We start from the raw sequence: 11,670 nt of genomic DNA on the forward strand, positions 1-11,670 counted from the left end.
GTTGTTTTTATTCTGATCCAGCCGGGTTCATTTGACTCTGAGTCGACTGGCTACCGAGATACCGGCTACCACCAGCAGGAGAAGCAGCCATCCCAGGCCCTGTTCCTTCGCCTTTGGATCATAGATACAGCCACCTCCCGAGGATGAACTGCCGGATCCTGTTCCGCTCTGGACTATGGATACGATCCGTCCGGCAACGGTCAGACTCGTTCTCCTTTCCCGGCCCTGGTTGGCCTCTACCATGAAACCGATCCGGCCCGAACCTTCGCCGCTGGAAGGTTCCACGATCCGAACCCATTCAGCGGCAGAAACCGCCGCCCAGGAACAGTCTTCATGGGAGGCCGTGATCTGAACCGTGCCGTTTCCGCCCCCAGCCTCGAAGGTCAATTCTGTGGGGTCGATGGTGAACGTGCACTGCGGGGCGGAGGCCTCCTGGATAACCGTGAAGGTCTGGTCGACCACTGTCATGGTCCCGGTCCGAATCTGATCCAGGTCGTTGGGGTCGACCCGATAGGCGACCTGGCCCGAGCCCGTGCCCTGGGCTCCGGACAATATCGTGATCCAGCGGACCTCGCTTGCGGCCGTCCATTGGCAATCCGGTCGCGAGGCCGTCACTGTGACCGTTCCGTCGCCTCCTTCCGCGACCATGTTGGCCCCGGTCGGCTGCAGGGTATAGGCGCACGGTCCTTGTCCGTCCTGATTAACGCTCACCGTTTCTCCAGCCACCACGGCTTGGCCGTTCCTGGCCACCCCGACATTGGGTGCGGCTGTCAAAACCACAGTTCCGCTGCCTTGGCCTGACTGGCCTTGGGTCACCGTCAGCCAATCTGACTGACTGGACGCCGTCCAGGCACAGTCCTCGACCGAAGCCGTGACCGTCACGGCCACCTGACCTCCGGCTACGTCAACGGACGCCGTCAAAGGCGTCACCGTGAAGGTACAAGGATTGACGCCTCCCTGCACCACATGGACCTCGATCCCGGCCACGGTCAACACCGCACTCCGGTCCTCGTCTCCCGCATTGGCCAGGACGGTATAGGCCACCGTTCCGCTGCCGATCCCTGACGGAGTCGCGACCACGATCCAATCCACCGGGCTTGTAGCTGTCCATTCGCAGGTTCCAACTGAAGTCGTCACCTGGAGATGGCCGTCATCTCCTTCATAGTCGAAGGATGCGCTCCTGGGCTGAACGTCATAGGTGCAGGCCCCGACCTGGTTCACGACCACGCTCTTGTCGGCCACGCTGACCGCGGCGGTTCTGGGCTGGGCCGCGGTGTTTTCGGAAACAGAAACGACCACCGAACCCGGTCCTGTCCCGCCGGAGCCGCCGAGACTCAGCCAACCGGCGCTGGCCGACGCCGTCCAGACGCAACCGGCGCTGGTGTCGACGTTGACGGTGAAGTCGCCTGCTCCGGCCGGAGCGTCGATGGTCAGAGGCGCCACCGTGTACACACATTGCTGGGTCCCGGCCTGGACAATGGTGAACGTATGGCCGTCAATGATTATGGTTCCGGTTCTGGAACTGGAGGAAGTATTCCTGGAAACGCTGTAGGAAACAGTCCTGCTTCCGGTGTAGCCGCTTCACGGACACGGGGCGCTGATCCAGCCTGAAGCAGTGTCCACTCTCCAATTGCATGTTCTTGGGGCCGTGACCGAGATGGTTCCGCTATAGACCTCGGGACCGATCTCCACCCCCGAGGGCGAAATGGAGGTCACGCAGGCCGACCACGCCGGATTCTGCCAACCAACCAGTATGAATGCCAAGCACATGGCCGTCCACACGCCACGTTTCACGTTCATCATCACACCTCGTAATCCCGAATATTTGTTCGTCGATGGGCCCTTGATTCGATCCGACCGGACCGATCTTTATCCGCCTCAGCCACCCCCGCTCGAACCTCCACTTGATTCCCCTCCCCCGTAGGAGGTCTTGCCGAGGTTTTTCTCGTAGCTGGCCGGAACCTTGGCACGGCTGTCCTTGTCGGCCATTTTCAGGTCCCGCTTCAGGGCCAGATCGGCAACCCCATCAGTCCAGACTCCTGACGCTCCCGACCAGACGGCCTTCCGGCCCGGGACGATACTCGATTTCTGACCATCCCGGCCGGTGATGGTCAAGGGATACTTAGCAAAGCCGGTCAGATAGGCCCAGGTCACCGGTCCGGAACCGGATTCCAAGGCCTTTTGCAGGGCCTCGAACCCTTCCAGCCCGGCAGGCGGACCACCCTCGACCATGACACCGCCGATCATCTTCCCGTCCACCAGGGCCTCGCCTCCGGAAGTCCGGACCAGCAGTCCGTTGTCGCTGTTCTTGGCCGCGACCCTGGCCGGCCACAAACGCATCATGCCCCAGCCCAGGCTCAAACGGCAGTGAAAATCCGAAGACTCGTTGCTCCCCCATGAGTGGGAAAAATCCTCCACTAGCAGGGCCGAATTCCCGGAAAGCACGACGACCATGCCGTCGGCGAACATAATTTGAACTTTTCCATCGAGCGGTACCAGGAGAAGGTCGCCGGTCCAGATGGGGATGTCGCCCGCAAGGTTCCGGATCTCGTTCCGGCCGACAACGGTTCCCCCACCCTCGGCCGATTGAACATAGGCCGCAATCTCGGCCTCCTGGGCCGGCGCCTGCCACCATCCCAGAAGCGATGCGATCAAAAAGAGGACAACAACTCGTCCTTTCATGGATACTCCTCGAGGTGGTTTTGTTTCCGTGGCCACAATGGACAAATTGTCAAATGTATTCAAGTCCGTCAAGGAACAGGAGGCATTTCTCAAACCAATCAGGGGCTTGCCTCCGCCTCAACGGACGGTTAGGAAAGGCCCCTTCCACCTTTGAACCCCGGAGACAATCATGCGCATCGTCCTGGCCACCGGCAACGCCGGCAAGATTCGGGAAATGACCCACCTTTTCGAAGTCCTGTATCCGGACATCCAAGTCCTTGGCCTCAAGGACTTTCCGGACGTCGTCGTGGCCGAGGAGACCGGTCTGACCTTTGAGGAGAATGCCAGGATAAAGGCCCTATCCATCTGCAAGGCAACAGGCCTTGTGGCCGTGGCCGATGATTCCGGCCTCGAGGTCGAGGCATTGGGAGGACGACCGGGAGTTCGCTCGGCCCGGTTCAGCTCCGAGGGCACTGACCAGGCCAACAACGCCAAACTTCTGCGGGAAATGGACGAAATACCCGACGAGCTACGAGATGCGGCATTTGTCTGCGCCATGGTCGCCTGTGCCCCGGACGGTCGGGAAATCGTTGCCCATGGTCGATGGCCGGGTCGCATCGGGCACGAGCCCAAGGGTGAGAACGGCTTTGGCTACGATCCCTTGTTCGTGGCCCCAGAACAGGGGCTGACCTCGGCCCAGCTCGACCCCGAGACCAAAAATACCCTCAGTCATCGAGGCCAGGCATTACGTTCACTTTTGGCCGCCTGGCCCGATCTGGTCTAGGGCTGAGGCCTCGACCCCTTCGTGACCGAATCGGCTCTCCGGCTCAAATCCGTTCTGGACCGCCCTCTGGTCGTCGGCAGTCGGACAGTCCCGTCACGGCTATTTCTGGCCCCCATGGCCGGCCTGACCCACATTGCCCTTCGCCAGGTCATCGACAGTTTCGGACCTGGCCGGGCCCTCTTGTGGACGGGCATGTGCGGGGCCAACGCCCTGCCCTCGACCCGTCCCGCTCTGTCCACGTCCTTTTCCTGGCGTCCCGAGGAACTCCCCCATCTCTGCTGCCAGATCCTCGGCTCCGAACCCGAAGCCATGGCCAGGGCCGCCATCCGGGTTCAGGACGAGGGTTTTTTCGGGGTGGACGTGAACATGGGCTGCTCCGTGTCGCAGGTCTGCCGGTTCGGGGCCGGGGCCGCCCTGCTCCGGGACCCGAACCGGGCCCTGGCCATTGTCGAGGCCATTCGCAGGGCCGTGTCCATCCCTCTGTTCGTCAAATTCCGCACCGGATGGACCGACGACCCGATCCCTGCCGTGGACCTAGCCCGTCGCCTGGAGGATGCCGGGGTCGACGCCCTGGTCTTCCATCCCCGCATCGCCCCGGACCGCCGGACCCGACCTCCAAGATGGGCCCACATCAGCCTTGTCCGCCGGGCCGTGTCCATCCCGGTCATCGGCAACGGCAACGTCTTTTCGGCCGAGGACTGCCTACGGATGATGGACGAGACCGGATGCCACGGTGTGTCCCTGGGCCGCCTGGCCGTGGCCCGGCCCTGGACCTTTGCATTGTGGCTGGACGGAGCCAACCCCGGGCCCAATCCCTGGCTCACCTCGACCCTGGCCCTGCTGGACGCCTTGGCCGAGCATTTTGGCGAAAAAGACGCCGTCCGCATCTACCTCGGGCACCTCCCCTACATCGCAGCCAATTTCGTTTTCGGCCATTCCATGCTCTCCCGATTGCGGAAAGGCCACACTGTCGACGAACTTCGAACCGCGGCCCACCTTGTCCTTGATCCCGCACCCGAGGTGTCCTTGCGGCCGTCAACCTTTCTGTTTACCATATGAACTCGTATCATCTCTGAAAATCCGAGGAATACCCATGATCAAGATCGTCACCTCCTGCGCCGACTGCCCTTTTCTCCGCAACCGCCCGGAAGGAGCGGCCTGCGCAGTGTCGGTCCCCACCAACCGGCCCCTGGATCCCAAGGAGCCACGACCCTCCTGGTGCCCGCTGAAGCGGGAACAGATCATCGTCAGGGACTACAAGTAGCGCCGGCCATGATCTGGTGGATCACCCTCGGCGGGTTCGCGTTCGGATGCGTGGTCATGTTCGCGATCATGCAGCACGACCGTGGCTTCGACCCTGAAAAGCCGCCGGACGACCTTCCCGACGGCCACAATCGGCAAGGGAACCAAAATGATACCGAAGCTCGTCCCACCAAAGAAATCGATCCGAAGAAAAAACCTTGACTTTTGCGAAATCAAGCGTATTGTTTCTTTCTTCAGTGACGCGGGGTGGAGCAGTATGGTAGCTCGTCGGGCTCATAACCCGAAGGCCGAAGGTTCAAATCCTTCCCCCGCTACCACAAAATCAAGGGCTTGGAGGGAAATCCTTCAAGCCCTTCATATTTTGTCCGACCCGCTCGGGATTTCAGGACCGGCCGCTTTCAATCCCATGAAAGCCCTTTTTTCCTTGGCATAGGTCTCATTGTAGTTATGCCCTAGTCAGGATCTGGACTTTCGTCCGTTCATCCATAATCTGGAAAGGCGCGAAGGAACAAAACCATAACCCAATGCAAGGAGGATAACGATGAAATCGAAAAAATCCCCGGCTACGACTCCTCAAGGCTCCAACAAGGAGGAGCGCAAGGCCAAGGTCATCGAGGTGCTGAACAAGGCCCGGACTATGGAGCTCTTCGCCATCTCCCAGTACATGAACCAGCACTATGGCCTGGATGCCATGGACTACGGCGAGATGGCCGCCAACATGAAGCTCATCGCCATCGACGAGATGCGCCACGCCGAGATGTTCGCCGAACGGGTCAAGGAACTGGGCGGGGAACCCGTCACTGGGTACGACGAAAAAATTCAGAAGGGCCAGGACGTTCAGACCATTTTCGCCTCCGACGCCACCCTGGAAGACGACACCGTGGACATCTACAATCAGTTCCTGCTGGTCTGCCGGGATAACGGCGACAGCATCAGCGTCAAGCTCTTCGAACAGATCATCGACGAGGAGCAGGCCCACTTCAATCATTTCGACAATGTCAGTGAGCACATCAAAACCCTGGGCAACGTCTATCTGTCCAAGATCGCCGGCACTTCCGCATCCACCGGCGGCTTTGGCAAGGGTTTCGTCCTCAATCAGGGGGCCTAGTCCTGAACGTCCCCGCACCTCCCCTGCCGGAACCCGGGAAGGGGAGGTGCGGTATCGCGGCCATTTGACCGTGAGTTGACCGGCGCGTTTTTCTCCGGGCTTGACCGCTCCTCCCGGCTGAGGCACCCTGCACCGTAGCGGGGATCGTCGGCCGGTCCGAAAGCTATCCCTCCTGCTCATCCAACGACAAAAAACCGCCGATTGCTTGGACGATGCCCCATGGAGCACTCTTCGGCCATCTTCGTCACCCTGGTCCAGAACGCGGCCCTCCTGCTGGCCTCGGCCCTGCTCTTCGACCTTTTTGGAACGAGGTGGAAGACCGAGTCCTCCCATCTCGTCCCCAAAATCGTCTTCGGCCTCATCCTCGGTGTCATCGGTATGGTCATCATGGTCACCCCCTGGACCTACATGCCCGGCGTGGCCTTCGACACCCGGTCGATTCTGATCGGCACCACCGGCCTGTTCTTCGGAGCCGTGCCCACGGCCGTGACCATGATCATGACCTCCGGTCTACGCATCCTGCAGGGCGGGTCCGGAATCTGGATGGGGGTAACGGTCATTGTCGTCTCCGGCCTCATCGGTCTGGCCTGGAGGCTGGCAAGACACCATCGGCTGGACACGATGACCTGGCGTGAGCTGCTCGGCTTCGGCCTTACTCTCCACCTGGCCATGCTCGCCTCCACCATCGCCCTGCCCCGAAACATCGCCTTTGAGGCCTTCTCGCACATCATAATTCCTGTGCTTCTGATCTATCCACTGTCCACGGCCCTCCTCGGCATGCTTATGGTCAGACGTCTCGTCCATGAACGGACCGAGGAACAGCTTCGGGCCAGTAAGGACGAACTCACCCGGACCTTGCGGATCATCGACGAGAGCATCAACATCATCTTCGTCACCGATGCCGAAGGGACTATCAAATACGTGAACCGGACCTTTGAGGCCCTCACCGGTTTCAGCCGAAACGAGGCCCTCGGCCGAAACCCTCGCATCCTGGCCTCGGGTGAAACCCCGAAGAGCCGGTACGAAGCGATGTGGAACGCGATCAAGTCCGGCGAAACCTGGCGAGGAATGATCAAAAACCGGAAAAAGGACGGCGGATTCTATTGGGCCAACGGCTTCATCTCCCCCATTCTTGACGACCAAGGCCAAATCACCCACTTCATGGCCATCCAGGAAGACATCACCGACAAGGTCGCCAGTCGTCAGGAACTACGATTCCTAGCCGAACACGACCGGATCACCGGTCTGGTCAACAGGCATCACTTCGTGGAGATCCTGGACCAGACCCTTGCCAAATCCATCGAGGGCCGGACCGTGGCTGGCCTGCTCCAGATTGACATCGATGGTTTCAAGCTGATCAATGATGCCTTTGGCCACACTGTGGGGGATCAGTTCCTCCGGGAGCTGTCCGAATTCTTTGTGCAGCAAATCCAAAAGAACGAACTCCTCCGGGAATCGCCGACACCAGTCACCGTGGGTCGGCTGGGCGGAGACGAGTTCGGGATCCTCCTCCCGGACCTCGATCTGGACGCGGCCCTGAACGTCGCCGAATCCCTGCGGACTTCCGTGGAGGGCGGCATCTTCCTGGCCGGAACAGTGAGGACCACCATCTGCCTCGGACTGGTCGAAATCCCCGGGCACGGTACCACCAGCGGTGAACTCCTTGTCAAGGTCAATGCGGCCACGGCCACAGCCAAGGAATCCGGCCAGAACCGATGCGTGATCTATCAGCAGGGCGACGCCTACCTGAACGAAGTCCATTCCAGCCTAAAGACTAAACAGACCATCATCCAGGCCCTGGACGCCGACCGCTTCGTGCCTTGGTTCCAGCCCATCCTGGACCTGAACACCGGCTTGGTCACCCATTACGAAGCCCTGGCCCGGCTGGTCGACGAAACCGGAAAAATCCTGGCCCCTGCCTTTTTCATCCCCACGGCGGAGCGCTTCGGTCTGATCTACCGCATCGACCAGATGATCATCGAGAAGACCATGCGTTTTCAGGCTGAACTCCAGGCCCGGGGCCTTACTCTGTCCTTCGGGGTGAACATCTCCGGCAAGAATCTGGGTGACCGGGAACTCCTCTCCCGGCTCCAGACCTTCATGGATGAGAGCAAGGCCGACCCGGGCCGCATTGTCTTCGAGCTGACCGAAACGGCCGCCATCAGAAACCTCAAGGAGGCCGTGGCCTTTGTCAGGGCCTTGAAGGAATGGGGATGCAAATTCTCCCTGGACGACTTCGGGGTCGGCTTCACCTCCTTCGCCCATCTGATCGAGATGGAAGTGGACTACCTGAAGATCGACGGGGCCTTTGTCCGACGGCTACCCGACACCCCCCGGGACCGGATTCTGGTCAAGACCATCGCTGACATGGCCCGCGGACTGGGCATCAGGACCGTTGCTGAATTTGTCGACCAACCCGAGACCATCCGAATTTTGCGGGACATCGGCGTGGACTTCGCCCAGGGTTATTTCATTGGTCGTCCCGCTCCGGACATCCTAGAGCGGGACGACCCGGACCTCGAGTTCGGGGCCGATTCCTGAGGGCCACCACCCCAACCCATCGCCGACCAAGGGATCCCATGACCATTCGCCAAGGCATTCTGCTGCTCGGCGCCATCGCCGGACTCATCCTGGCCTATGTCTTGGCGGACGGAGCCCTGGGCCAAATATCCGACTATCGGTTCAAACAGGCCATGGCCGAGAGATTGCGGCTCGCCCCAGCCCTGTCGGCCGTCGTCCACGAACTGCAACGGGAACGTGGCCTGGCCTCCGGCTATCTCGGCAATCCGACCCGGACCAACTTGGACCTCCTGCTGGCCCAGCATGTCCGCACAGACCAGGCCCTGGCTGACCGACGCCTGTCCAATGTTTCCCTCGAAAGGCTCCGAGCGGAACTCTTGACCACTCGTCGACAGATCGAAGACGGTCATATGTCCTGGGCCTCCGCCTTTGCCTTCTATGTCAGGGAAGTGGAGGAAATCCAAAGTCATCTGATCAAGCCGACCGAAACCGACCCCGTCATCGCCCCGGACCTTCAGGCTCTCGTCCACCTCATGTCGGCCAAGGAATACCTCGGGCAGATCAGGGCCATGGCCAATAAATCCCTGCACGACTGGGGGGAGGTCAACATGGAGACGAGCTACGGGGTGGCCCGGCTCGACGCTCGAAGGCTTGTTCGCATCGACCTCTTCCGCCGCTCGGCCTCCAAAGACCTGGAAGCTGCCTTCGACCGAATCATGGTCCAAATGGATGCTCGAAAAAGTCTGGAACTCGTCGGTTTGATCGCAAGCCCCTTCTTCCACATGGCCGACATCGATACCGACGAGTGGTTTCCCCTGACCAGCCGCCCCATCGACGCCATCCGCCAGGTTGAAGATTACGTCCTAGCATACATGACCCGAGAACTCGACGCAAGGATGCGGGCCATTCGGGCCAAGGCCCTCTTCGAGACCGTCGCGGCACTGATCGTCGTCGGAACCGTTCTGAGCCTTGTGGTCCTCACCACCCGCAGACTCCTGCGCATTCTGGACACCCTGGCCGAAAACATTGACAGAATCACTGGCTCACATGATTTTTCCACCCGCATCCCGAGCCATGCCCGGGGGGAAATCGGAACCATCGTCCGCGGCTTCAACACCCTCCTGGACACAGCAGAGACGCTTCTCAAGGAAAAACAGCGCCAGGCCTACACCGATGCCCTGACCGGCGTCCCCAACCGGCTCTACTTCACCGAAGTGGCCCACAACCAGATCGCCCGTCGGCAACGCCACTCCGGCCCCATGTCCTTGATCATGTTCGACATCGACCACTTTAAAAGGATCAACGACACCCACGGCCATGACGTTGGCGACGACGTTCTGCGGAAGTTGACCTCCCGTATCCAGGCCTCGGTCCGGTCCATCGACGTCTTTGCCCGCTGGGGCGGGGAGGAATTCATCATCCTTCTGCCCGACGACCCGCCCGAGGCGGCCATGGTCCTGGCCGAAAAACTGCGGTCCCTGGTCGAGGACACGGACTTCGGCCCGGCCGACCGGGTCACGGTCAGTTTCGGGGTCGCCGGCCTGCATCCCGACGACGATTTCGACGGCCTCTGCAAGCGGGCCGACCTAGCCCTGTACGAGAGCAAGAACTCAGGCCGGAACCGGGTCACCCTGGCCCGGTGAACAGGGCCATCCGAACAGGTGTCCAATTCGGTTTTTGTGAATTCCCAGAATTACTCGGAATTTTTTCTTTCCGCTCTTCAAACCTGGTCAATATTCTGAAAGCAGCTTTTGACGATCGGTCGTTTTTCTGCTATAAAATAATTATTATATCGTAATAGGTTTTTGCATTTTTGAGCTATTCCTTGACAATGTCGCCAGATGTTTCGTCAACCAAATGAAGAATTAAGGAGAGTACAATGCCAGGGATAAAAACCTTGTCGATCCGCGCCAAATTGTTGCTGACCGGCATTCTGGCCACTATTGTGCCCCTTCTGATCATCACCTTGGTGGCCTCGTGGCAGGCCGGTGAGGTCGAAACGATAGCCGAGCAGGAGGTCATGCGGCTCAGCCATGCCAACAACGAGGCCATTGTCGCCGGCGTCGTGGGCATGGTCACCAGTCAGCAAGAAGTCCTGGAACAGAAAGTGTCCGCAGATTTGAATGTTGCCAGACACGTCATGAAACAGGCCGGGCCCGTGACATTTTCCCAACCGGGCGTCTCCTGGCGGGTCAGCAACCAGTTCACCCGTGAGGAGACCACCGTATCCCTGCCCAAGATGGCGGTCGGAGGACAGTGGCTTGGCCAAAACGACAACATCGACCACCCATCGGCCATCGTCGATAACGTCAAGGAATTGGTCGGCGGCACCTGTACCATCTTCCAGCGCATGAACGAGGCCGGAGATATGCTCAGGATAAGCACCAACGTTGAAACCCTGGCCGGAAAGCGGGCCATCGGGACCTTCATCCCCGCCGTCAACCCGGACGGCAAACCCAATCCGGTCCTGGCCCAGGTTCTGTCCGGCAAGACATTCATCGGCCGGGCCTTTGTGGTCAATGCTTGGTATATCACGGCCTACGAGCCGATCCGGGATGCTTTCGGCAGAATATCCGGAGTCCTCTACGTCGGAGTGCCCGAGGAAAGCGCCGCCAGCCTGCGACGCCAGGTCATGGACATAACCGTCGGCCAGACCGGATACGTCTATGTTCTGGACTCCAAGGGCAAATATATCATCTCGCAAAAAGGGCGACGGGACGGCGAGGTCATCTGGGAGACCAGGGACGCCGACGGCAAATTCTTCATTCAGGAAATCATCCAAAAAGCCACAGCCCTCAAACCGGGAGAATTTGCCCAGGTCCGGTATCCCTGGCAGAACCCCGGCGATCCCAGCCCCAGGATGAAATCCGTGAGCGTCGCCTACTTCCCACAGTGGGACTGGATCATCGGCGCCGGAACCTTCGACGATGAATTTTTTGCTGGCCTTAAAGCTATTAAAGAAGCAGATAGACGATCGTCCATGATCATGTGGAGCGTCCTGGCCGCGGCTCTGGTCGCCGTCGGGATCACTTGGCTACTCATTGCCAGCCGCATCACCGGGCCCATCCGCCGTTTGATGGGCTATGCCGAGGCCGTGGCCAAAGGCGATCTGGATGCCCAATCCAAGGTCGATCAGAAAGACGAGATCGGCAAGCTCAATCTGAGCATCCAAAGCATGGTCCACACCTTGAAACAAAAAATGACCGAGGCCGAGACTCAGGCCTCGGAGGCCGAGCAGAAGGCTCACGAGTGCACTCTGGCCACTGAAGAGGCCGAACAGGCCAAGCGAGAGGCCGAACAGGCCAAGCGCCAAGGCATGCTCCAGGCTGCCGAG

10 protein-coding genes and 1 tRNA gene are annotated in these 11,670 nt (G+C 60.0%); 8 read left to right on the plus strand and 3 right to left on the minus strand.

Annotated elements, in window-relative coordinates:
- Positions 1 to 27: 27 nt before the first annotated feature.
- The 3 genes from EOM25_03920 to EOM25_03930 form a co-directional block, all read right to left on the minus strand.
- Entirely contained in the window at positions 28 to 1,452 is a 1,425-nt protein-coding gene (locus tag EOM25_03920) for a hypothetical protein (protein ID NCC24338.1), read from the minus strand.
- Between the two features lie 129 nt (positions 1,453 to 1,581).
- Entirely contained in the window at positions 1,582 to 1,803 is a 222-nt protein-coding gene (locus tag EOM25_03925; protein ID NCC24339.1) for a hypothetical protein, read from the minus strand.
- A gap of 75 nt (positions 1,804 to 1,878) precedes the next feature.
- Positions 1,879 to 2,682 (minus strand): hypothetical protein, encoded by an 804-nt coding sequence (locus tag EOM25_03930; GenBank protein NCC24340.1) that lies wholly within the window; start codon positions 2,680 to 2,682, stop codon positions 1,879 to 1,881.
- A 169-nt stretch (positions 2,683 to 2,851) separates the two neighbouring features.
- Here EOM25_03930 and rdgB point away from each other — a divergent pair, with 169 nt between their 5' ends.
- The 8 genes from rdgB to EOM25_03970 all read left to right on the plus strand — a co-directional run.
- Positions 2,852 to 3,445 (plus strand): RdgB/HAM1 family non-canonical purine NTP pyrophosphatase, encoded by a 594-nt coding sequence (rdgB, locus tag EOM25_03935; GenBank protein ID NCC24341.1) that lies wholly within the window; start codon positions 2,852 to 2,854, stop codon positions 3,443 to 3,445.
- A gap of 114 nt (positions 3,446 to 3,559) precedes the next feature.
- Positions 3,560 to 4,504, plus strand: a complete 945-nt coding sequence (locus EOM25_03940) for a tRNA-dihydrouridine synthase family protein (GenBank protein ID NCC24342.1) — start codon at positions 3,560 to 3,562, stop codon at positions 4,502 to 4,504.
- Positions 4,505 to 4,717: 213 nt separating this feature from the next.
- Positions 4,718 to 4,909, plus strand: coding sequence for a hypothetical protein (locus tag EOM25_03945; GenBank protein NCC24343.1), 192 nt, complete (start codon positions 4,718 to 4,720; stop codon positions 4,907 to 4,909).
- 39 nt (positions 4,910 to 4,948) lie between these two features.
- A tRNA-Met gene (locus tag EOM25_03950) sits at positions 4,949 to 5,025 on the plus strand.
- A 224-nt stretch (positions 5,026 to 5,249) separates the two neighbouring features.
- Complete coding sequence (locus EOM25_03955) at positions 5,250 to 5,816, plus strand: bacterioferritin (GenBank protein NCC24344.1); 567 nt, start codon at positions 5,250 to 5,252, stop codon at positions 5,814 to 5,816.
- 219 nt (positions 5,817 to 6,035) lie between these two features.
- On the plus strand, positions 6,036 to 8,357 hold the full coding sequence (locus EOM25_03960) for an EAL domain-containing protein (protein ID NCC24345.1): 2,322 nt from the start codon (positions 6,036 to 6,038) through the stop codon (positions 8,355 to 8,357).
- 38 nt (positions 8,358 to 8,395) lie between these two features.
- The gene (locus tag EOM25_03965; GenBank protein ID NCC24346.1) at positions 8,396 to 9,979 is read left to right on the plus strand and encodes a diguanylate cyclase; all 1,584 of its coding nucleotides are present in this window, start codon (positions 8,396 to 8,398) and stop codon (positions 9,977 to 9,979) included.
- 236 nt (positions 9,980 to 10,215) lie between these two features.
- The coding region (locus EOM25_03970) for a HAMP domain-containing protein (protein ID NCC24347.1) at positions 10,216 to 11,670 on the plus strand (1,455 nt) is incomplete at its 3' end.

Source organism: Deltaproteobacteria bacterium (genome assembly GCA_009929795.1).
GTDB lineage: Bacteria > Desulfobacterota > Desulfovibrionia > Desulfovibrionales > Desulfomicrobiaceae > RZZR01.

Excerpts from the sequence above, each read along its gene's own strand:
- EOM25_03960 (NCC24345.1), top strand. The coding sequence starts at position 6,036 with ATGGAGCACTCTTCGGCCATCTTCGTCACCCTGGTCCAGAACGCGGCC.
- EOM25_03955 (NCC24344.1), top strand. The coding sequence starts at position 5,250 with ATGAAATCGAAAAAATCCCCGGCTACGACTCCTCAAGGCTCCAACAAG.
- EOM25_03940 (NCC24342.1), top strand. The coding sequence starts at position 3,560 with ATGGCCGGCCTGACCCACATTGCCCTTCGCCAGGTCATCGACAGTTTC.
- EOM25_03945 (NCC24343.1), top strand. The coding sequence starts at position 4,718 with ATGATCTGGTGGATCACCCTCGGCGGGTTCGCGTTCGGATGCGTGGTC.
- EOM25_03965 (NCC24346.1), top strand. The coding sequence starts at position 8,396 with ATGACCATTCGCCAAGGCATTCTGCTGCTCGGCGCCATCGCCGGACTC.
- rdgB (NCC24341.1), top strand. The coding sequence starts at position 2,852 with ATGCGCATCGTCCTGGCCACCGGCAACGCCGGCAAGATTCGGGAAATG.
- EOM25_03925 (NCC24339.1), bottom strand. The coding sequence starts at position 1,803 with ATGATGAACGTGAAACGTGGCGTGTGGACGGCCATGTGCTTGGCATTC.
- EOM25_03930 (NCC24340.1), bottom strand. The coding sequence starts at position 2,682 with ATGAAAGGACGAGTTGTTGTCCTCTTTTTGATCGCATCGCTTCTGGGA.